Below are 21,018 nucleotides of genomic sequence, written 5' to 3' on the forward strand. Positions count from 1 at the left end.
TGGGCTGCGCTGTTCCGTACCCGCCGATCAGATCGGGAGCACGACGTTGCCGATCAGGAGATCCTGCAGCCGGGTGATCCAGAGGTTCCACACTCCCGTGACCATGAGGACGCCCACGAGGACGAGGAGCCCTCCCCCGGCACGCTGCAGCAGGAGCCGGTGCTGCCGGAAGAACGCGAGCGCACCCATGCCGCGCCGCACGCCGAGGGCGATCAGCAGGAACGGCAGGCCGAGGCCGAGGCAGTACACGAACGTGAGGACCGCACCCTTCAGGGCGGTGGCATCGTTGCCGGAGATGGCGAGCAGCTGCACCGCGCCCAGGGTCGGCCCGATGCACGGCGCCCAGCCGAGCCCGAAGGTCACCCCGAGCAGCGGCGCACCCAGCAGCCCGGCCGGGACCCTCGCATGGATGCGGCTCTCCCGCTGGAACCAGGACAGCCCGCCCATGAAGACGATGCCCAGGAGGATCACGACGACGCCGAACACCTGGAGGAGCCACCCCTGGGAGACCCGGAGGAAGGACCCGAGCTGGCCGAAGAGGGTCCCGTAGGCCATGAAGACCACCGAGAAGCCGACGACGAACAGCCCGATCCCGGCAAGCATCCTGCCCTTCTTCTGCTTCTCGAGATCGACGCCTGTCAGTCCCGTGACGTACCCGAGGTAGCCGGGCACCAGCGGCAGGACGCAGGGAGAGGCGAAGGAGACGAGTCCCGCCAGCAGGGCGACGGGCAGCGCCAGGAGCATCGAGCCGTTGAGGACGGCATCGGCGAAGGCGTTGCCCACGGCGAGGGGCATCGACGAGGCCTGCGGCCCCGTCATCGGCATGCCCGGACCGGCGCGCTATTCGGCGAGGGCATCGGAGATCAGGGCCTTGAGCGTGCTGCGGTCGGCGAGTCCGAGGATCCGAGCTGCGACACGCCCCTCGCGATCCAGCACGATGGTGGTGGGGACCGCCTGCGGCGGGACGTACTGGGTCATGTCCAGCAGGACGCCGCCGTCCTTGTCGTCGAAGCTCTGGTACGGGATGCCGAAGCTGCGCTCGAACGCCTCGGCGGTAGCCCGCTCGTCGCGGATGTTCACCCCGTAGAAGGCAGCACCCTGCGGCGCGTAGTCGTCGTGCAGCGAGACCAGGTCGGGGGCTTCCTCACGGCAGGGGGCGCAGGAGGCGTACCAGAAGTTGAGCACCGTGACCTGGCCGTCCCACTCCGTACTCGACACGGAGGTGCCGTCGAACAGGGTGCCGGAGACCTCGACGGGCTCTCCCCTGTCGGTCGCGGCATACTCGGTGACCGAGCCGTCGCCCGCGATGTAGTTCTTGCCGTCACCCGCGGCGGCCTGCTGCGCGAGTGGGTCCTCGGCCGCGCAGGACGTCAGCGCGAGCGACACCGGCACGGCAAGCGCCAGCGCCATGCGCAGCGTGATCAGGCGGCGCGATGCGGGACGGGCGGGTGTGGTCACGGCTTCTTCCGTCGATTTCTACAAGGTGTAGTAATTCTATTACGCGCCGGGGACATTCGCCGCACCGGGCAGCAGGTCCGCGCACGGCTCGGCGTACCGCACGCTCCGGATGGAATCGCCGTCGAAGTCGAGGGAGGTGATGGAGGTGAGCGTGCATTCGCGCTCGCGCGGGTCGTGCCAGAGGCGACGGTGCTCGGCCGCGAGCCTCGTCACCCAGATCGGCAGCTGGTGGCTGACGAGAATGGCCTCGGCGGGGCGATCCGACCCGTGGTCCGCGCTGAGTGCGAGGGCCCGGCGCCGTGCGTCCTCGACTCCTTCCATCACGCGGCCCACCTGCAGCCGGTAGGGCTCACCCCAGGAGGGGCGGAACGGATTGACGAGGAGCGGCCAGTAGCGGGGCTGCCGGAGCCTGCTCTTGATCCTCGACATCCCCTCGAACCGGTTCTCCGCCTCGATGATGCGCTCGTCGGTGGTGACGGAGAGCCCGAGAGCATCCGCGAGCGGCTGCGCGGTCTCCTGGGCCCGGACCAGCGGCGAGGCCACGAGGTGCACGATCTCGGCGCCGTCGTCCCGCCGTTCCTGGAAGTACCCGGCCATCTGGTCGGCCATCCGGCGGCCCAGTTCGGAGAGGTGGAACTCGGGGAGCCGCCCGTAGAGGACCCCCTCGGGGTTGTGGACCTCACCGTGGCGCACCAGGTGGACAGTTGATCGCTGCATCCCTCCAGTTTCGCGCATGCTCGGCCGTGACGGCCAATCGGGCTCGACCGCTCCGCGTGAGTTGCCCGACGATTAGTTGAAGATTCCACCGAATCGCGGAATAAACCATGCATATGCATGCTTCTACTCCGTGTAAGCATCCCCCGACCCTTCCCAGGAGTTCTTCATGACCGTCCCCTCAGGCCTCACTTCCGGCACCTGGTCCTTCGACCCCTCCCACAGCGAGGTCGGCTTCAGCGTCCGCCACGCCGGCATCAGCAAGGTCCGCGGCTCGTTCACGGACGTCGACGCCGCCCTCACCGTCGGCTCGTCCCTCGAGGATTCGAGCATCTCCGCGACCATCAGGACCGCCTCCTTCACCTCCGGCGACGAGAACCGCGACGGCCACGTCAAGGGCGCCGACTTCTTCGACGTCGAGCAGTTCCCCGAGATGACCTTCGTGTCCACCTCCCATGAGGGCTCAGGCGAGACGTACCGCATCAACGGCGACCTCACCATCCGCGGCATCACCAAGGCCGTGGTCCTCGACGCCGAGTTCAACGGCGTCGCCGTGGACCCCTTCGGCGCCACCCGCGCCGGGGTCTCCGCCTCCACGACCATCTCGCGCAAGGACTTCGGCCTCACCTGGAACGCAGCCCTGGAAGCGGGCGGTGTCCTGGTCGGCGACAAGGTGACCATCACCATCGAGGCTGCCTTCGTGGCTCCCGCGGCCGTCACGGTCTGATCCGCCCCGCCGGTCCGCCCGCCTGCGCCGACGGCCGGCGTCGTCCTCCCGACGACGCCGGCCGTCGGCGTTCCCTGTTGCCTCGGGAAGGGCACACACTAGGCTGACGGTGACCACATCCACGAGGGGCGCGTCCATGGGGGCACCCGCGACGGGATGACCACCTGATCAGCGAAGGACGCGACGATGAGCACACCGCAGGACACCCCGAACGGGCACAACGACGGCGGGCAGTACGGCTACCGGCCCGCAGGGCCCTCGAACTATGCCTACCCGACGTCCGGCGTGCCCGGACCCGCCGAGAAGGGCGCGGCACCCCAGGAGGTCCACCGGGCGTACTACCTCATCCTCGCGGCCGGCGTCGTCTATCTGCTGTCGTCCATCGTCACCACGCTGGTGACCGACCTGCCCGATGTGCCGGGTGCCACGGTCGGAGCAGGGATCGGCCTCGTCGTCGCGCTCATCATCGCCTCCCTCTACGTCGTCCTTGCGGTCTTCATCCGCAGGGGCCGGAACTGGGCGCGCATCACCGCGACGGTCCTCGCCGCACTCAATGTGCTGGCCGTCCTCGCCACCCTCCTGCTGATGCCCGTGCTCACCGCCGCCGCGGCGTCGGCGGGTCAGCCGGTGGTCGAGACCTCCGCGCTGTCGACGGGTTCCAGCGTGCTGGTCATGCTGCTGGGCGTGGCCGGCGTCGTCCTGACCTACCTCAAGCCCGCGCGGCCGTACTTCGCACCGCAGAAGCTCGGGTACTGACCGCGGAGCAGCCCGCCGGCGGCTACTGGGCGCGGGAGATCGGACCGAGGTCCGGCTCCTGCGCCCTTTGCGCGTGATAGGCGAGGATCTGCAGCTCGGTGGACAGATCCACCTTCCGCAGCTGGACGTGCGGCGGCACCTGCAGGACCACGGGCGCGAAACTGAGGATGCTGCAGATCCCGGCTGCGACGAGGCGATCACAGAGTTCCTGGGCGACCGCCGCGGGAACAGCGAGCACAGCCATGTTGGTGCGCGTGCGATCCAGCACCGCCTCGAGGTCGTCGACGGCGCCGACCCGGAGGTAGCCGACCTCGGACCCCACGACCAGCTGGTCGGCGTCGAGGAGGGCGACGATCTCGAAGCCCCGCGAGACGAACCCCGAATAGCCGGCGAGGGCACGGCCGAGGTTGCCCGCCCCGATGATGGCGACGCGCCAGTCCAGCGTCAGCCCGAGCGCGACCGAGATCTGCCGGTTCAGGTACTGCACGTCGTACCCGACGCCCCGGGTGCCGTAGGACCCGAGGTAGGAGAGGTCCTTGCGGAGCATCGGGGAGTTCACGCCGGCGGCGTCCGCCAGTTCCTCGGAGGACACGCGTTCGATGCCCTCGGCGAGCAGGGAGTTCAGGGCCCGCAGATAGATGGTCAGACGGGCCACCGACGCGGGAGGGATGTGGCGCGCCGCGTCGCCGACGGGGTGAAGACCTGGCATGTCCGGCGTTGTCACTGTCATCGGCTCCGTAGCTCGCACCGCGGTGCCCGGGTCCGGGGCCGCGGTTCCGTTACCCTCGGCGTCGGGGGCGGAAGTATCACCACTGTATGCCGACGGCGCAGGGCCTCCAAGCCGGGCGGAGGGCAGCCCCGGGCGGAGGACCACGCCGGTCGGGTCCCGTCAGGCGCCGGCCAGCAGCCGCCTCAGCCTCGACTCGTCGATCGACCAGAAATCGCGCTGGACCCCGTCGATGAACAGGACCGGCAGCTCCTCCGCGAACCGGGCACCGAGGGCGGGTGCCTCGGCCACCGTCACCTCCTGCCAGCCCAGTCCCAGCTCGGCCGTCACGCGCCGCACGACCGCACGGGCGTCCTCGCACAGGTGGCACTCGGATCGGGTGAGGAGCACGACGCCGGCACCGGGCATCTCCGCGGGGGTTTGCATCCCTCCACGGTACTGCGGTGCACGGGCGCCGGTGGAGGAAACGGGCCCGGCGGAGAAGCCGTCGAAGCGGGCAGCCCACGAACTAGACTCTGAGCATGCCGGATGCCGCTCGGGTCAGGAACCCCACCCTCCAGCCTCCGGCGACGATCGCGGGCGAAGCCGCCTTCTTCGACGTGGACAACACGCTGATGCGCGGTGCGAGCCTCTTCCACGTCGGCCGGAAGATGTACCAGCGCAGGGCCTTCACGCTGCGCTTCGCCGCGGGCCTGGCCTGGAAGCAGGCCCGCTTCATCATGCGCGGCGAGACGATGACGGACGTGAACTCCGTGCGCGACGCCGCCCTCGCGTTCGCGATCGGGATCGCCCACGAGGACATCCTGGCCCTCGGCGAGGAGGTCTACGACGAGATGATCGCGTCGAAGATCTGGCCCGGCGCCCGCGCACTCGCCGAGCAGCATCTGACCGCGAACCGGCAGGTCTGGCTGGTCACCGGATCCCCCGTGGAGGTGGCCGGCGTGATCGCGAGCCGCCTCGGCCTCACCGGGGCTCTCGGAACCGTGGGGGAGGTCGCCGACGGCCTCTACACCGGCAGGCTGGTCGGGGAGTTCCTCCACGGACCGGCCAAGGCGGCCGCGGTGCTGGCCCTGGCCCGGCAGGAGGGTTTCGACCTCGCACGCTGCTGGGGCTACAGCGACTCCTTCAACGACATCCCGCTGCTGAGCGCCGTCGGTCATCCCGTGGCGATCAACCCGGACCGCCGGCTGCGCCGCCACGCCCGCGCGAACAACTGGCCCGTGTACGACTTCCGCAGCGGACGGCGGGCCGCGACCCTCGCCCTGCAGGCAGCCACCGTGGTCGGATCCGTGTACGGGCTGTGGCGCGGGTACTCCCGCTTCAGGAGTCCCTGACCCCCGACGGGGCGGGCCCGCAAGGAACCCCGCAGACGACGACGGCCCGGCTTCCACGCCGTAGGGCGGGAATCCGGGCCGGTCTGCACACTCCGGCTCGCGGCCGGGCGCCTCGCTACTTCTTGTTGCGGCGCTGGTGACGGGTCTTGCGAAGCAGCTTGCGGTGCTTCTTCTTTGCCATACGCTTGCGGCGCTTCTTGATTACTGAACCCATAGAGTCCTCACAAACTGTTGTGTTGCCAGGGCGGACGACGGCGACGTGCCCCGAGATCTGCCCTGGTGGTGACGAAAGGCGCATGCCTGGTGGCAGTTGCCCGTTTGATGCACTAAGTCGAGCGGGCCCGAAGCCCGCCCCAAACGCTCCTTAATAGGGTACATCCGTTTGGAGACCCCACCGACGAGCCGGCGCTCAGGCGCTCTCCGACTGCCCGTCGATCTGGGCGTGGTGCAGGAAAGCCCCCACCGCGGACTCGGGGATGCGGTACGAGCGGCCGAACTGCACCGCGGGCAGCTCTCCTGCGTGCACGAGCCGGTACACCGTCATCTTCGATACGCGCATGAGCCCGGCCACTTCCGCGACCGTCAGAAACTGCACATCCGAGAAGTTGCTCCCGTCTGCCATCTCACCACTATTCCTTTGCATGGAGCCTGCGCCTCGCCCTGAGACCGGCGTCGGGCAAGCTACCCGGCCCGACTGATCGGCGCGTCGCCCTGCCCCCGAAGGTTAAGCCGCCTAAGGATCCACTCTAATGGCTGATGGATCTGGAGTGAAAGATGGGATTCGAGCCTACGACGACGGGTCGCGTCGCCGTCGCAGCTGGGACAGCAGGTCCGCGGCCCGCTCCGCCGCGCGGCCCATGGTCCGGCCGATCGGGGGACGCGGCGCGTCCGGCCCTCCCGACGCCGCAGGCGCGGCCAGGACCGCGGCGGACAGCGCCGTGGCTTCGGCCGTGCTCGCGGCGTCCGCCGCGTCGGTCGTCTCGGGCTCGAGAGCCGCGACGACGTCCTCCACCGTCGTCAGGTCGGAGGACGGCCCGTCCCGGAGGGAGTCCTCCGAGGCCGCGATGGACACGAGGTCCGCCGTCGGCTCGAACCCGGCGAGCCAGTCCCGCATGAGGCCCAGCGGGGCGGTGTCGAGGGAGTAGTAGCGCTTCTGCCCCTGTGCCCGCATGCTCACCAGGCCGGCCTCCCGCAGCACCTTCAGGTGCTTCGACACCGTCGGCTGACTGACCTGCAGCTCGATCACGAGCTCCCCCACCGCCATGTCGCCGTCGCGCAGCGTCTCGAGGATCTGCCTGCGTGTGCCTTCGGCGATGACGGCGAATACATCATCGATTCCCATCCGCCCACCCTAACGATATATACGCCGGACGGCATCCTGACACGGTCCACCGGACCCTGTCAGTCGAACCAGGGGTCCAGTCCATGGAGGGGGAAGAGTGCCTTGCGGGTCGCCATCACCGTCCGGTCGAGGTCGTCGTCCGGGTCGTAGCCGATCTCCCACGAGCGCCACCAGATGTCCGCGCCGTCGCCCATCAGCCGGGGTGCTTCGACGCCGTGGCGCTCGCGTACGTACTGCCGCCAGGCGTCGGGGACGGGCGTCGTGGGGCCCATCGGCGCATCGGCAGCCACCGCCACGAGCAGCGACCAGGACCGCGGCACCACGCTCGCGAGGGCGTAGCCGCCGCCCCCGGTCGCGATCCACCGCCCCTCGCACAGGCGATCCGCCAGTTCGCGGACACCCACCATCAGTGCGTGCTGGGCATCGACGCTGACCCGCAGGTTCGTGAGGGGATCCTCGCGGTGGGAGTCGCAGCCGTGCTGGCTCACGATGACCTCGGGCGCGAAGGCCCCGGCGAGCTGCGGCACGACGGCGTGGAAGGCCCGCAGCACCGCGGCGTCCCCGGCGACGGTCGGCAGGGCCACGTTCACCGCGTACCCCTCGGCCGCCGGTCCCCCGATCTCGCTGGCGAAGCCGGTTCCCGGGAAGAGGCTCATGCCCGTCTCGTGCAGGGAGATCGTCATGACGCGGGGATCGTCCCAGAAGATGCTCTGCGTCCCGTCGCCGTGGTGCGCATCGACGTCGATGTACAGGACGCGCTGGGCGCCGCGGTCGAGCAACCGCTGGATGGAGGCCGCGGCGTCGTTGTAGATGCAGAAACCGCTGGCGCGGGAGCGGGCCGCATGGTGCATGCCGCCGCCGAAGTTCACCGCCCGGACGGCCGAGCCCCGGACGATCGCGTCGGCCGCGTCGAGCGATCCTCCGGCGAGCCGGGCACTGGCCTCGTGCATCCCCGCGAACGCGGGGGTGTCCTCGGTGCCGAGGCCCCGGGCGGCGTCCGACGTGTCGGGGTTGCTGCTGACCTGGCGGACCGCCCTGATGTAGTCAGGGCTGTGGACGGTCGCCAGCTCGTCGTCCGAGGCCACGGAGGGCGCCGCGACGGTCACGCCGTCGAGGTCCAGCAGCCCGCAGTCCCGGGCGAGCCGGGCCGTCAGGTGCAGCCTCTCCGGGTTCATGGGGTGCTGCCCGCCGAAGTTGTACGCCAGCATGGACTCGTCCCAGACGACCTGGAGAGGCACCGCCGACCTTGAATGCGTAGACATCCCTGCAAGGCTACGCGATGCCGAATATCCCGACGGCGCCCAGCGGTGAGATGCTTTACTACTGCAAGGGACAATCAGGCATGGTTATGCGCCGGTTCGGCGGAAGGACCAGCGGACAGGGCAGAGCGGACGCCAATGTTAGGTCAACAGCCACGATGGCTGACGGACGATCGCCGTGGATACGTCAGGCTGCTGGCCTCGGTCCGCGACTTCGTCGACTCCTTCGCGAACAGCTCGCCCGCGCGCCTCGCCCTGTTCATCTTCAGCGCCGTGATCCTGCTGTTCACCGCCCTGCTGAGCCTGCCGATGTCCGCCAGCAGCGGTACCGTGACACCCTTGTACGACGCCTTCTTCACGGCGGTGTCCGCCGTATGCGTCACGGGCCTCACCGTGGTGTCCACGGCCACCCACTGGTCCTTCTTCGGCCAGCTGGTGATCCTGCTCGGCATCTTCATCGGGGGCCTCGGCACGCTCACGCTGGCCTCGCTGCTCGCGCTGATCGTGAGCAAGCGGCTCGGGGTGCGCGGCAAGCTGCTGGCCCAGGAAGCACTCAACAACGCGAGCCGCCTCGGCGAGATCGGCACGCTCCTGCGGATCGTCATCACGACGTCCGTGCTCATCGAGATCGTCCTCGCCGTCGTCCTGATCCCCCGGTTCATGGTCCTGGGGGAGCCGTGGTGGCAGGCCCTCTGGCATGGCATCTTCTACTCCATCTCCGCCTTCAACAACGCCGGCTTCACCCCGCACAGCGACGGCCTGGTCCCCTACGAGACGGACCTGTGGATCCTGATCCCGCTCATGGTCGGCGTTTTCCTCGGGAGCCTCGGCTTCCCGGTCATCATGGTCCTCGTGCAGGTGCGCCACCGCTTCAGCAAGTGGACGCTGCACGCCAAGCTCACGGTGTCCGTGTCGCTGATCCTGCTCGTCGCCGGGACGTTCGCCTGGGGCGCGCTCGAATGGGAGAACTCCGACACCATCGGCACCCTCGGCGTGGCCGACCGCGTGATCCACGCGGTGTTCGCCTCGGTCATGACCCGCTCCGGCGGGTTCAACCTCGTGGACCAGAACGACATGACGTCGACGACGATGCTCCTGACCGACGCCCTGATGTTCGCCGGCGGGGGTTCCGCGTCCACGGCCGGCGGCATCAAGGTGACCACCATCGCCGTCATGTTCCTCGCGATCGTCGCCGAGGCGCGCGGCGACTCCGACGTCCGCGCGTGGGGCCGCACCATCCCCCACGGCGCGATGCGTGTCGCGATCTCCGTGATCTTCATGGGCGCCACCGTCGTCCTGATCGGCAGCGCCCTGCTCCTCAGCATGACGGACGAGCCGCTCGACAAGGTGGTGTTCGAGGTCATCTCCGCCTTCGCGACGTGCGGCCTCAGCACCAACCTCAGCGCCGAGGTCCCGCCCGAAGGCAAATACGTCCTGTCCGCCCTGATGTTCGCCGGGCGCATGGGCACCATCACCCTGGCCTCGGCGCTCGCGCTGAGGCAACGCAGCACGCTGTACCGCTACCCCGACGAGAGGCCGATCATTGGCTGAGAGACCCGCCCACAACGCACCCGTCCTCGTGATCGGCCTCGGCCGGTTCGGTGCGGCGACCGCAGAGCAGCTCGTCCGCCAGGGCCGGGAGGTCCTGGCCATCGAACGGGACCCCCAACTCGTACAGAAGTTCTCGGGCATCCTCACGCACGTGGTCGAAGCCGACGCCACGAACCTCGACGCCCTCCGCCAGCTCGGCGCCCAGGAGTTCTCGGCCGCCGTCGTGGGGGTGGGCACCTCGATCGAATCGAGCGTGTTGATCACCGCGAACCTCGTGGACCTCGGCATCGACCACCTGTGGGTCAAGGCCATCACGCCCTCGCACGGCAAGATCCTCAAGCGCATCGGCGCCAACCACGTGATCTACCCCGAGGCCGACGCCGGCCAGCGCGCCGCGCACCTCGTCGGCGGCCGCATGCTGGACTTCATCGAGTTCGACGACGGCTTCGCGATCGTGAAGATGTACCCGCCGAAGGAGACGCAGGGCTTCACGCTCGCGGAGTCCTCCGTGCGGTCGAAGTACGGCGTCACCGTGGTGGGCGTGAAGTCGCCGGGCGAGGACTTCACCTACGCGCGGCCGGACACGAAGGTGTCCGGCCGGGACATGCTGATCGTCTCGGGGCACGTCGACCTGCTCGAGCGATTCGCGGGCCGGCCCTAGCCACATGCAGGATTCCCCCGGGACGGCGGGGCCCGTGCGCAGCTCCGGCGGGTCGCGTCATCGAACACCCGCCACCACTGCACGTCCGGCCGCCGGTCGACGGTGGGCTGCCGGCCCGGGCGCCGTCGTCGTGCTCGCGGTCGTCGTGCTCGCCGCCCAGATCCACGGCCTCGATCTCGCGGTGTACCGCGAGGGCGCCCTCGCCCTGCTGGGCCGCGCCGGCGACACGGAGCTGTACGACGACGCCCTCATCCGGACCGACACGCGCGGCCTGCCCTTCACGTACCCGCCCTTCGCCGCCCTCCTCTTCGTGTCTTTCGCGCTGGTCCCGGAGTCCGTCGCCCTCGGGATCGTGACCGCCCTGACCTGCGCGTGCTTGGTGGGCGTCGCCGTCGTCGTCGTGCGGTACCTGCGCACGTCCGGGGTGATCGGGGCGGGGACCACCCGCTGGGGCCCTCCCGCCGTCCCGGCCGCCATGCTGCTCATCGGCGTGAGCGGGCCGTGGCGTGAGGGCCTCGGGTTCGGACAGGTCAACGCCCTCCTGATGGTGCTGATCCTCGCCGACCTGCTGCGCTCCACGAGGCTTCCCTCGGGCGTCCTCATCGGGATCGCCGCAGGGATCAAGCTGACACCCCTCGCCTTCGGCCTGGTGTTCCTGGCGCGCCGTGACTGGCGCTCACTGGCCTGGCTGGCGGCGTCCTTCGCCGGGACGGTGGCCGTCGGCTGGTCCCTGGCGCCCCGCGAGTCCGCGATCTTCTGGCTCGACGCGCTGTTCGACCCGTCCCGGGTGGGCGCTACGGCCGATCTCTACAACGTGTCCCTGAACTCGATCGTGGCGCAATCGGGCATGCCCGAGGCCCTGCAGCGGCCCCTCTGGGCCCTCGCGTCGCTGGCGGTCGTCGTCGTCGGCTACCTGGCGATCCGCCGGGCCGACGACGACGGCGACGCCGTGCGGGCGATCGCGGCCAACGCCGTCGTCATGCTGGCGATCTCCCCCATCTCGTGGTTCCACCACTGGGTGTGGATCGCCCTCGTGTTCCCCGCCGGATGGGTCCTCACCCGGCAGCAGGAGGGACGCCTGCGCACGACCGGCCGGGCACTGCTGGCGCTCCTGGCGCCCGTGATGATGTTCTCCTCGATCACCGTCACCCTGACGCTCACCGGCATGGTCTCCGGGGAGGGTCCGCTGCCGCTCCGGCTCTTCACCGGCCTCGGCGTGGTCCTGCCGGTGGCCCTGCTGATCCTCTGGTCGCTTCCGCCCGTCAGGCGGCAGGGGATGCCAGTTCGCGGGTGATCTCCGCCGCGCGTGCCACGGCGGCGCGGGCCCCGTCCGCGACGATGCCCGGGAGACCCCGCTCCCCGAAGGTCTCGATGGCGCTCTGCGTGGTGCCGTTGGGGCTGGTGACGGCGCGGCGGAGGGCCGCGGCGTCGGCGCCCTCCTCGGCGAGCATGAAGCCTGCGCCCGCGACGGTCTCCCGCGCGATCAGCGCGGCGAGGTCGGCGTCGAGGCCCAGGTCGACGCCGGCGGCCGCCATCGCCTCCGCGAGGTAGAAGGCGTACGCCGGTCCGGACCCGCTGACGGCGGAGAGGGCGTCCACCTGGTCCTCGGGGATCTCGACGACGGTCCCGGCCGGCCGCAGGAGGTCGCGGGCGAGCGCCATCGGTTCCGGCCCGGCGGCCGTCCCGGCCGAGATGGACAGCACTCCCCTGCCGAGCCGTGACGGGGTGTTCGGCATCGAGCGGATGACAGGCTGACCGTCGGGAAGGGCCGCCTCGATCATCGCGATGGTCACGGCGGCGGCGACGCTGAGGACCACGGCGGCGGGCTTCAGGGACGGCCCGATCTCGCGGGCGAGGGGGACGACGCCCACGGGTTTCACGCCCAGGACGACGACGTCGGCGTCCTGCACGGCCGTCGCGTTCGCGGCGTCGTCGTCGGCCGTGGCGAGCGCTGTGACGCCGTGCCGCTGCCGGAGCTCCGCGGCGCGCTCGGCGCGCCGGACCGTCGCCGTGACCCGCCCGGGCGGGAGGCCGGCGGCGAGGAGGCCGGCGAGGATGGACTCGTTCATGGATCCGCAGCCGAGGAAGGCGATGCGCGGTGCGCCCGGGGTCGTCATGCTCCCATCCTGCCACGGAGCCTCACAGGCTACTCCCAGTCCGCTCGGGGGTGCAGCACAAGGAGGCGTCCTAGTGTTGCGGGTACCTCATAAGGGTGCGAGTGATGAGGGCCGGAACTTCCTGATCCGGCCCGGCGTCGGTGGCATCGGATGGATCCCCCAACCATCCGGACCGTCCACCGGCGCCTTCCCCCGTTAAGGGGCGCTCAGTGGCCCAGGTGCTCGCGGGCGAACCGCAGGGTCTCCGCGAGCCAGTCCTCGCGCTCCCCCGCGCCACGGGCGCGGCGCGTGCTCACCTCGACGGCGACCACCCCGTCCCACGCCGACCCGGCGAGGTGTCCCAGCGCCTCCGCGCACCGCTGCTGCCCCTGGCCGGGGAGAAGATGCTCGTCCTTGCCGTTCGGCGTGCCGTCGGTCAGGTGCACGTGCGCGAGCCGCGCACCGAGCGTGCGGATCTCCTCGTAGGAGTCCATGCCGGCGATGGCCGCGTGCGAGAAGTCCCAGGTGATGCGCTCGTACGGCTCGGGGATCGGGTTCCAGTGCGGCAGGTAGGCTTTCGCCTCCCGGCCGCGCACCTTCCACGGGTACATGTTCTCCACGGCGATGTCGACGCCGTACTCCGTCGAGATCCGCGCGATCCCCTCGGAGAACTCCTCGGCGTACCCGATCTGCCACCGGAACGGCGGATGCGTGACGACGGTCGGGGCCCCCACCTCCGCGGCCATCGCCGCGGACATCTCGATCTTCGTCCAGGCCTTGCCCCAGACCTGCTGGGTCAGCAGGAGGGTCGGGGCGTGGATGGCGAGGATCGGCAGTTCGTAGCGTTCGCTCAGCGTCGACAGCTGGTTCGGGTCCTGGCTCACCGAGTTGTTGGTGACCATCACCTCGACGCCGTCGTACCCGAGGTCCTGGGCGAGCGCGAACGCGTCGTGGACCGCGAGGGGGTAGACCGACGCGCTGGAGAGCGCGACGGGGATGGCGGGCAGGCTGCCGTCGCGTGACACCTCAGGCTCCCCGCGCGACGGGGGTGCGCGATGTCGCGTCGAGCTGGGCGTGGCCCACCCCGGTGCCGGGGAGGGGCTCGTCGGCGTCGAACATCTTCGTGTCGAAGCGCCGCAGCAGCAGCCCCTCGCGCAGCGCCCACGGGCAGATGCTGATCGAGGGGACGCCGAACAGCTCGAGCGCGGACTCGGCCACGAGTGCGCCCGCGAGGACCTGCGGTGCCCGCAGCTCCGAGACGCCGTCGAGGTGGGTGCGGTCCTCCACCGTCATGGCCGCCAGCCGTTTCCGCCACAGGGTCAGGTCCTCGAGGCGCAGTTCACGGCGGACGAAGGGCCCGGCGGCCGACGGCGCGGCACCCGCCATCCGCGCGAGGGAGCGGAAGGTCTTGGACGTGCCGGCGACGAGGTGCGGCGTCCCGAGATGGGCGAACCGGGGGACGGCCTCGCGCAGGGTCGCGCGGATGTACCGGCGCAGCTCCTTGACGCTCTTGGCCGAGGGCGGGTCCTCGCCCAGCCAGTCGCGCGTGAGCCTGCCCGCGCCGAGCGGGACGGAGAGTGCCACCTCGGGCAGCTCGTCCGTGCCCATCGCCATCTCGAAGGAGCCGCCGCCGATGTCCAGGTTGAGGATGGACTCGGAGCCCCAGCCGTACCAGCGCCGGACGGCCTGGAAGGTCACCGCGGCCTCCTGGTCGCCGGACAGCTCCTGGAGATCCACGCCGGTCTCCCGGCGCACGCGGTCGAGGACCGCCCTGCCGTTGGCGGCCTCCCTGATCGCAGAGGTGCAGAACGCGAGGAGGTCCTCGGCGTCGTGCCGTGCGGCGAACGCGCGGGCCTCGCGGACGAAGCCCACGAGCTCGTCCTGCCCCCGCCGCGAGATGCTGCCGTCCTTCTCGAGGTAGGCCACGAGCTGGAGGGGCTTCTTGTGGGACGCGAACGGCACGGGCCGCCCGCCGGGATGGGCATCCACGAGGAGCAGGTGGACCGTGTTCGACCCGATATCCAGTACGCCTAGCCGCATTGTTCCCGCGCTTCCAGCTCATCCCCCGCCAACGTGTGTCCGTCCTGCCCCGCCGGCTACTTGCCGGCGGCGACCTTGCGCTTCGCGGGCGCCCGGCGCGTCGTCTTCTTCGGCGCCGGGCCCTTGGCGCGCTTCTCGGCGAGCATGTCGATCGCCTGCTCGCGCGTCAGTTCCTCGATCGCCATCGATCCGGGCACCGTGATGTTCGTGTCGCCGTCGGTGATGTAGGGGCCGAAGCGGCCGTCCTTCACCACGATGGGCTTCTCGCTCACGGGATCGTCGCCGAACTCGGCCAGCGGCGGCGTGACGGTCCGGCCTCCGCGCTGCTTGGGCTGCTTGTAGATCTCCAAGGCCTGCTCGAGGGTGATCGTGAAGATCTCCTCCTCCGAGCCGATGGAGCGCGAGTCGCTGCCCTTCTTCAGGTACGGGCCGAACCGGCCGTTCTGCACCGTGACCTCCTTGCCCTCCTCGTCCGTGCCGAGGACCCGCGGCAGGTTCATGAGCTTGAGGGCCTCCTCGAGGGTCACGGTGTCCACGGACATGGACTTGAAGAGGGAGCCGGTGCGCGGCTTGACCTTCGCGGGCTTCTTGGGGGGCTTGGGCTTGCCGTTCTTGTAGTACTCGACCGGCTGGCTGGCGAGTTCCTCCGGCGTCGGCTCCGTGATCAGCTCGATCACGTACGGCCCGTAGCGGCCGTCGCGCGCCACGACGCTCCGGCCCGTCTCCGGGTCGGTGCCGAGGACGCGCTCCTGCGACGTCGGGGCCTCCATCAGCTCGATGGCCTTCTCCGCCGTCAGTTCGTCCGGCGCGAGGTCCTCCGGGACGTTGGCGCGCTGCGGCTCCGTGCCCTCCGGGGCGTCCTCCGGCAGGGGCTTCTCCAGGTACGGCCCGAACTTGCCGACCCGCAGCGTGATGCCCTCGGCGATCTCCACCGAGTTGATGCTCCGCGCGTCGATCTCGCCGAGGTCGTTGACGATGGTGTGCAGCCCGGTGTCCTTGCGGTCGCCGTAGTAGAAACGGTTCAGCCACTCCACCCGGCCGGCCTCGCCGCGGGAGATGCGGTCGAGGTCCTCCTCGAGCTCCGCGGTGAAGTCGTAGTCGACGTAGTCGTTGAAGTGCTCCTCGAGCAGGCGCACCACGGAGAACGCGATCCAGCTCGGCACCAGGGCCTGGCCACGGGTGCGGACGTAGCCGCGGTCCATGATGGTGGACATCGTCGCGGCGTACGTCGACGGGCGGCCGATGCCGCGCTCGTCCAGCACCTTGACGAGAGAGGCCTCCGTGTACCGCGGTGGCGGCGACGTCTCGTGGCCGAGAGCCTCGATCGCCGTCGCGCCGAGCGCGTCGCCCGTGGCGACGTTCGGCAGGCGCGTGCCCTGCGCGTCGTCGTCCGCGGCGTCCTCGTTGCGTCCCGCGTCGCGACCCTCCTCGTACGCGGCCATGAAGCCGCGGAAGGTGATGACGGTGCCGGAGGCCGCGAACTCGGCGTCCCGGCCGTCCGCGCTCGTCGCGCCGAGGCGCAGCGACGCCGTCGAACCCTTGGCGTCGGCCATCTGCGAGGCGACGGTGCGCTTCCAGACCAGTTCGTACAGGCGGAACTCGTCCCCGCGCAGGGACTGGGCCACCTGGGCGGGAGTGCGGAAGGAATCGCCTGCGGGACGGATGGCCTCGTGCGCCTCCTGGGCGTTCTTGGCCTTGCCCTTGTAGACCCGCGGCGACTCGGGCACGTATTCGGGGCCGTACAGCTCGGAGGCCTGGCGGCGGGCGGCGTTGATGGCCTGGTCCGAGAGCGCGGACGAGTCGGTACGCATGTACGTGATGTAGCCGTTCTCGTACAGGCGCTGCGCCACCTGCATGGTGACCTTGGAGCTGAAGCGCAGCTTGCGCGCCGCTTCCTGCTGCAGGGTCGACGTCGTGAACGGTGCGGCGGGACGGCGCGTGTAGGGCTTGGTCTCGACGGAGCGCACCGCGAAGGCGGCGCTCTCGAGTCCGACGACGAGGGAGCGGGCGGCGTCCTCGTCGAGGCGGACGGCGTTGGACGCCTTCAGTTCGCCGCGGTCGGAGAAGTCCTTGCCGGAGGCGATCCGGCTGCCGTCGACGGCGACGAGCTTGGCGGGGAAGGCGCTGCCCTTGCCCGTGTCCTCGGGCGTGAAGGTTCCGGTGAGGTCCCAGTACGACGCCGCGCGGAACGCCATGCGCTCCCGCTCCCGCTCCACGACGAGGCGGGTCGCGACGGACTGCACGCGGCCCGCGGACAGGCCCCGGGCCACCTTGCGCCACAGCACCGGCGAGATCTCGTAGCCGTACAGGCGGTCGAGGATGCGGCGGGTCTCCTGGGCGTCGACCATGGGGATGTCGACGTCGCGCAGCTCACCCATGGCGCGCGTCACCGCTTCCTTGGTGATCTCGCCGAACGTCAGCCGGTAGACGGGCACCTTCGGCTTCAGGACCTGCAGCAGGTGCCAGGCGATGGCCTCGCCCTCGCGGTCGTTATCAGTGGCCAGGTAGAGCTCGTCGGCGTCCTTCAGGGCGGCCTTCAGCTCGGCGACGGTCTTCCGCTTGTCCGGGGAGACCACGTAGTAGGGCTCGAAATCCTTGTCGAGGTCCACCGCGAACTTGCCCACCGAGGACTTCTTCAGCTCGGCAGGGAGGTCGGACGGCTGGGGGAGATCGCGGATGTGCCCCATGGACGCGGCGACCTGGAAACCTTCGCCGAGGTAGCCCGAGATGCTCTTGATCTTGCTGGGGGACTCAACGATGACGAGTTTCTTGCCGTGCTTCTTGTCCGTGGCCTTGGTCGGCACGTCTCTCCTATATATACGGGTGAATGCCGCGGCAGATCCTGGGTCTCCGGTCCGGATCCCGCTGCCGCGCTCACCTCACAGTATGCGTCATGGGTACCTGCACAAGCGTAATGGCAGGTTTCAGGGGGCCGGAATGAGGAAGCCCTCGCGCACGAGCTGCTCGACATCGAGCAGCAGTTCGGAGATGAACGCCGCGTCGGGCCTGTCCAGCAGCAGGGCGAGCGCGCCGGCGATCTGCCCCGCGGTGAGATCCCCGTCGCACGCGGAAGCGAACCCGGCCAGTTCCGTGCTGAGCAGGCTCGTCCGCCGGAGGCCCGCACCCTGCCGCAGCAGGATGACCCCGGGGTGCTCGGCGCCGGGGCGCTGGTGGCGTTCCTCGGTGACGTCCTCCGCGACGAGCAGGTACTCGTCGGCGATGCCGATCCCCGACGCGGCCTGCTCGGTGTGGGCGGCGAGCCAGTCGCTGCGTCCGATCGCTGCGGCGAGGTGCGGGCCGACGGGCTGTTCGATCTCGTGGGTGATCTCCTCGAGCGTCACCCGGACGAGGTCGCTCGGGGTGCGGGGGCGCCGCAGCCAGACGGAACCGAAGCCGATGCCCTCGACGTCCCGGGCGGCGAAGTCGGCGAGGTAGGCGGCGAAGCTCTCCACGTAGGCTGCGCGGTCGCGGTTCTCGGCGGCGTCCCGCAGCCACGTCTCGGCGTACTGCACCGGCGTCAGCTGTTCGCGCTGGATGACCCAGGCGTCGGCGCCGGGAGGGATGAAGCCCCGGATGCGGCGGTCCCACGGCGTCCCGTCGGTGATCTCCCAGTTGCCGAGCAGCTGCGCCGCCCCGCCCGGGGCGAGGACGCCCGGTAGTTCCCGCACGAGCGTGCTGACGATCGCGTCGCCCGCGAGGCCGCCGTCCCGGTAGGTGTACGCAGGGCCGGGTTCCCCCGTGCGGGGCGTGATCACGAAGGGAGGGTTGGACACCACGAGGTCGAACTCCTCCCCCCGGACCGGGTCGAGGAGGCTGCCGCACCGGAAGCTGACGCGTCCTTCGGGCTGCCGGGCGTCGATGTGCAGTGCGGGCGCGTTCAGGAGGAGGTTGAAGCGGGCGAAGGCGAGGGCCCGGTCCGAGATGTCCGTCAGCGTCACGTGGCCGGCGTGCGCCAGCAGGTGGAAGGCCTGGATGCCGCAGCCCGTCCCCAGGTCCAGCGCCCGATCGACCGGGGTCCTCATGACGGTCTGGGCGAGGGTCAGCGAGGCTCCCCCGATCCCGAGGACGTGGTCGTGGCGCAGGGGCCCGGGGCGCTGCTCCGCACCGAGGTCGCTCGCGACCCAGAGGTTCCCTCCCACGTCGGATCCGTAGGGGCGGAGTTCGACCGCGGCACGCCACAGGCGGTCGGCTGCCGGCCGGGCCTCTGCCGGAACCGCGGCGGAGGTCCCGGCCCGGTCCGCGGCGCTGGTCCCGGTGGTCCCTTCGGTGCTTCCTGCGCTGTCTCCACCGGCGTTCGCCGCGATGTCTCCCCCGTCGCGTCCCGGGTCGCGCTCGATGAGTCTCAGCTGTTCGAGGCCCGTCACACCGCACGAGGGGAAGGCACGTCGGAGCTCCTGCTCGGGCACGGTCTCGCCCAGCAGCCACAGCAGGACGGGGACCGCGCGAACGGCGTCACCGGATCCGGGGAGGCGACGGCATTCCAGCAGGGCCGGGACCAGCTGGCCCCGGCCGAGGGCCGCGTACGCCGCTGCCCCGAGGAGGCCTTCGACGCCGTCGACCGTGTAGTCGAGGGCCGTCAGGTCCTCGGCCAGCGCCGCCAGCGCGGCGAGGTCCCGGCTCGACGGCGCGGAGGGGACGTCGTCGTCGAACTCCGGGCGGGCCTTGGCATCCGCCGGCATCAAGCGGCACCCGCGGCCGTCGCCTCGGCCTCGTCGGACTCGCAGCCCTGCGGGCAGCGCAGTGTCGAGGGGTCGGCCGCGCAGCCGGCGCAGTACAGGGTGAGGTTGCGGCAGGACTGGTTGGAACAGTTCTCGAACGTGTTGGTGGGCGCCTGGCAGCGCACGCACTTGCCGATCGTGACGGCGTCATCGCTGAATTCGAGGTGCATCCGCTTGTCGAAGACGTACAGCGAGCCCTCCCACAGTCCGGCGTCGCGGTATCTCTCGCCGTAGCGGACGATCCCGCCGTCGAGCTGGTAGACCTCCTGGAAGCCCCGGTTGACCATCAGGCTGGACAGCACCTCGCAGCGGATGCCGCCCGTGCAGTAGGTGACCACGGGCTTGTCCTTCAGGTCGTCGTACTTGCCCGAGTCGAGTTCGCGGACGAAGTCGTGCGTCGTCCGGACGTCGGGGACCACGGCGTTCCGGAACCGGCCGATCTGCGCCTCGAGCGCGTTCCGCCCGTCGAAGAAGACGACCTCCTCCCCCGCCTCGCGTTTCGCGTCGACCAGCGCGTGCAGTTCCTCGGGGGCGAGGTGCGTGCCGCCGCCCACGACCCCGTTCTCGTCGACCGTCAGCTCGCCGGGGGCGCCGAAGGAGACGATCTCGTCGCGTACCCTGACGCTGAGCCTCGGGAAGTCGTCCGCGCCGCCGTCGGACCACTTGATCTCCATACCCTTGAAGGCCGGGTATTCGCGTGTGGTCCTCACGTACTGCTTCACGGCGGTGATCTCGCCGCCCACGGTCCCGTTGATGCCGTCCTTCGAGATCAGGATCCTGCCGCGCAGGCCCCACTTCTCACAGAGCGCCCGCTGCCACAGCCTGATGGCTTCGGGATCGGGGAGGGGGGCAAAGGCGTAGTACAGGGCAATACGGTTCATCGACACGTTTTAAAGCCTACTTCGCGTCTCAAAACCGTCACCTCGCGCCCGTCTATACCATCGGCGGCGCCGGAGAACTATCGTCAGCACATGAACGCTCATGCAGACAATCAACTCCTCCAGACCTGGATCACGGGATGGTCCCAATGCCGGGGTTACGAGCGTCATGTTGACGGACGCAGCACCTCCGTACTGCTCACGGACCAGCAGAACGAGACAGAGCATTTCCTCTTCGAGCCGACCGCGGACCAGTTCCTCGAGCTGGCCGCCGAGACGAAACAGGACCCCGCGCGGGTCCTGACGGTCGTCACCAATCGGATGTACGAGCTGATCGACGCGGCGCACCCGCTCGGCATGCGGGTGACGGACCGGCAGCAGGCGCTGATGGGGGTGGACATGAGCGGCCAGGACGTCGAGGACCCACGTCCTCCCGGCGACGACTACACACTGGAGCGTGCACGCGACGGCAGATGCCGCCGCGTCGTGGTGCGCGCCCACGGGGAACTCGCGGCGCGCGGGTCCGTGTCGGTCGTGGACGACTACGCGGTCTACGACCGCATCATCACGGAAGAGGCGTTCCGGCGGCGGGGGCTGGCCAGCTTCGTCATGCGATCGCTCACCGCCGGTGTCCTGGAGGACGACGTCACGAACGGTCTGCTCATGGCGTCGGCCGACGGCCGGGCCCTCTACGAGTTCCTCGGCTGGGAGCATCTCGCGGACGTGTTCGTCATCAGAGGATAAGGCGGGTTCACGC

22 protein-coding genes are annotated in these 21,018 nt (G+C 70.2%); 7 read left to right on the forward strand and 15 right to left on the reverse strand.

Features of this window, described 5'->3' with window-relative positions:
- Positions 1–27: 27 nt before the first annotated feature.
- The 3 genes from ACX80P_RS09555 to ACX80P_RS09565 form a co-directional block, all read right to left on the reverse strand.
- Positions 28–783 carry a cytochrome c biogenesis CcdA family protein gene (locus ACX80P_RS09555; RefSeq protein WP_459278196.1) on the reverse strand — a complete coding sequence of 252 codons (756 nt, stop codon included), beginning with the start codon at positions 781–783 and terminating at the stop codon, positions 28–30.
- Positions 784–840: 57 nt separating this feature from the next.
- Positions 841–1,410 carry a TlpA family protein disulfide reductase gene (locus ACX80P_RS09560; RefSeq protein WP_459278197.1) on the reverse strand — a complete coding sequence of 190 codons (570 nt, stop codon included), beginning with the start codon at positions 1,408–1,410 and terminating at the stop codon, positions 841–843.
- Between the two features lie 87 nt (positions 1,411–1,497).
- Positions 1,498–2,175 (reverse strand): histidine phosphatase family protein, encoded by a 678-nt coding sequence (locus ACX80P_RS09565; RefSeq protein ID WP_459277839.1) that lies wholly within the window; start codon positions 2,173–2,175, stop codon positions 1,498–1,500.
- A 166-nt stretch (positions 2,176–2,341) separates the two neighbouring features.
- Between ACX80P_RS09565 and ACX80P_RS09570 the strand changes: the two genes are divergently transcribed.
- The gene (locus ACX80P_RS09570; RefSeq protein WP_459277840.1) at positions 2,342–2,899 is read left to right on the forward strand and encodes a YceI family protein; all 558 of its coding nucleotides are present in this window, start codon (positions 2,342–2,344) and stop codon (positions 2,897–2,899) included.
- Between the two features lie 186 nt (positions 2,900–3,085).
- Entirely contained in the window at positions 3,086–3,655 is a 570-nt protein-coding gene (locus tag ACX80P_RS09575) for a hypothetical protein (protein ID WP_459277841.1), read from the forward strand.
- Positions 3,656–3,677: 22 nt separating this feature from the next.
- Here ACX80P_RS09575 and ACX80P_RS09580 read toward each other — a convergent pair whose 3' ends face one another.
- A complete protein-coding gene (locus ACX80P_RS09580) occupies positions 3,678–4,364 on the reverse strand; it encodes a redox-sensing transcriptional repressor Rex (protein ID WP_459277842.1) in 687 nt (228 codons plus the stop codon).
- A 180-nt stretch (positions 4,365–4,544) separates the two neighbouring features.
- Positions 4,545–4,808, reverse strand: a complete 264-nt coding sequence (locus ACX80P_RS09585; RefSeq protein ID WP_459277843.1) for a glutaredoxin family protein — start codon at positions 4,806–4,808, stop codon at positions 4,545–4,547.
- Between the two features lie 95 nt (positions 4,809–4,903).
- On the opposite strand from ACX80P_RS09585, the gene ACX80P_RS09590 reads away from it, so the two are divergent.
- Entirely contained in the window at positions 4,904–5,716 is an 813-nt protein-coding gene (locus ACX80P_RS09590) for an HAD family hydrolase (protein ID WP_459277844.1), read from the forward strand.
- 115 nt (positions 5,717–5,831) lie between these two features.
- On the opposite strand, the gene ACX80P_RS09595 is transcribed toward ACX80P_RS09590, so the two are convergent.
- The 4 genes from ACX80P_RS09595 to ACX80P_RS09610 all read right to left on the reverse strand — a co-directional run bounded on the left by ACX80P_RS09595 (position 5,832) and on the right by ACX80P_RS09610 (position 8,320).
- On the reverse strand, positions 5,832–5,930 hold the full coding sequence (locus ACX80P_RS09595; protein WP_003792170.1) for a 30S ribosomal protein bS22: 99 nt from the start codon (positions 5,928–5,930) through the stop codon (positions 5,832–5,834).
- Between the two features lie 195 nt (positions 5,931–6,125).
- Complete coding sequence (locus ACX80P_RS09600) at positions 6,126–6,338, reverse strand: helix-turn-helix domain-containing protein (protein ID WP_459277845.1); 213 nt, start codon at positions 6,336–6,338, stop codon at positions 6,126–6,128.
- Between the two features lie 165 nt (positions 6,339–6,503).
- Positions 6,504–7,058: an ArsR/SmtB family transcription factor gene (locus ACX80P_RS09605; RefSeq protein WP_459277846.1), complete on the reverse strand. Its 555-nt coding sequence runs from the start codon at positions 7,056–7,058 to the stop codon at positions 6,504–6,506.
- Positions 7,059–7,117: 59 nt separating this feature from the next.
- Entirely contained in the window at positions 7,118–8,320 is a 1,203-nt protein-coding gene (locus tag ACX80P_RS09610; RefSeq protein ID WP_459277847.1) for an acetoin utilization protein AcuC, read from the reverse strand.
- A gap of 135 nt (positions 8,321–8,455) precedes the next feature.
- Here ACX80P_RS09610 and ACX80P_RS09615 point away from each other — a divergent pair, with 135 nt between their 5' ends.
- From ACX80P_RS09615 to ACX80P_RS09625, 3 genes are read left to right on the forward strand one after another with little or no spacing between them, the layout of a single operon-like run.
- Positions 8,456–9,868, forward strand: coding sequence for a TrkH family potassium uptake protein (locus tag ACX80P_RS09615; RefSeq protein ID WP_459277848.1), 1,413 nt, complete (start codon positions 8,456–8,458; stop codon positions 9,866–9,868).
- Positions 9,861–10,529: a potassium channel family protein gene (locus ACX80P_RS09620; protein ID WP_199277098.1), complete on the forward strand. Its 669-nt coding sequence runs from the start codon at positions 9,861–9,863 to the stop codon at positions 10,527–10,529. Before ACX80P_RS09615 ends, ACX80P_RS09620 begins: the two co-directional genes overlap by 8 nt.
- A gap of 4 nt (positions 10,530–10,533) precedes the next feature.
- Positions 10,534–11,823: a glycosyltransferase 87 family protein gene (locus ACX80P_RS09625; protein ID WP_459277849.1), complete on the forward strand. Its 1,290-nt coding sequence runs from the start codon at positions 10,534–10,536 to the stop codon at positions 11,821–11,823.
- Here the strand turns inward: ACX80P_RS09625 and proC are convergent.
- The 6 genes from proC to trhO all read right to left on the reverse strand — a co-directional run bounded on the left by proC (position 11,792) and on the right by trhO (position 20,270).
- On the reverse strand, positions 11,792–12,646 hold the full coding sequence (gene proC, locus ACX80P_RS09630; protein WP_459277850.1) for a pyrroline-5-carboxylate reductase: 855 nt from the start codon (positions 12,644–12,646) through the stop codon (positions 11,792–11,794). The two genes, ACX80P_RS09625 and proC, sit on opposite strands and share 32 nt — an antisense overlap.
- 206 nt (positions 12,647–12,852) lie before the next feature.
- On the reverse strand, positions 12,853–13,650 hold the full coding sequence (locus tag ACX80P_RS09635; RefSeq protein ID WP_459277851.1) for a sugar phosphate isomerase/epimerase family protein: 798 nt from the start codon (positions 13,648–13,650) through the stop codon (positions 12,853–12,855).
- A gap of 1 nt (position 13,651) precedes the next feature.
- Positions 13,652–14,665: a Ppx/GppA phosphatase family protein gene (locus tag ACX80P_RS09640; protein WP_459277852.1), complete on the reverse strand. Its 1,014-nt coding sequence runs from the start codon at positions 14,663–14,665 to the stop codon at positions 13,652–13,654.
- 56 nt (positions 14,666–14,721) lie between these two features.
- Complete coding sequence (gene topA / locus ACX80P_RS09645; protein ID WP_459277853.1) at positions 14,722–17,469, reverse strand: type I DNA topoisomerase; 2,748 nt, start codon at positions 17,467–17,469, stop codon at positions 14,722–14,724.
- A 120-nt stretch (positions 17,470–17,589) separates the two neighbouring features.
- Positions 17,590–19,344 carry a DUF7059 domain-containing protein gene (locus ACX80P_RS09650; protein ID WP_459277854.1) on the reverse strand — a complete coding sequence of 585 codons (1,755 nt, stop codon included), beginning with the start codon at positions 19,342–19,344 and terminating at the stop codon, positions 17,590–17,592.
- A complete protein-coding gene (trhO, locus tag ACX80P_RS09655) occupies positions 19,344–20,270 on the reverse strand; it encodes an oxygen-dependent tRNA uridine(34) hydroxylase TrhO (RefSeq protein WP_459277855.1) in 927 nt (308 codons plus the stop codon). Before trhO ends, ACX80P_RS09650 begins: the two co-directional genes overlap by 1 nt.
- Before the next feature lie 84 nt (positions 20,271–20,354).
- Between trhO and ACX80P_RS09660 the strand changes: the two genes are divergently transcribed.
- Positions 20,355–21,005, forward strand: a complete 651-nt coding sequence (locus ACX80P_RS09660; RefSeq protein WP_459277856.1) for a GNAT family N-acetyltransferase — start codon at positions 20,355–20,357, stop codon at positions 21,003–21,005.
- Positions 21,006–21,018: the final 13 nt, after the last annotated feature.

It is taken from the genome of Arthrobacter arabinosi (assembly GCF_054511115.1).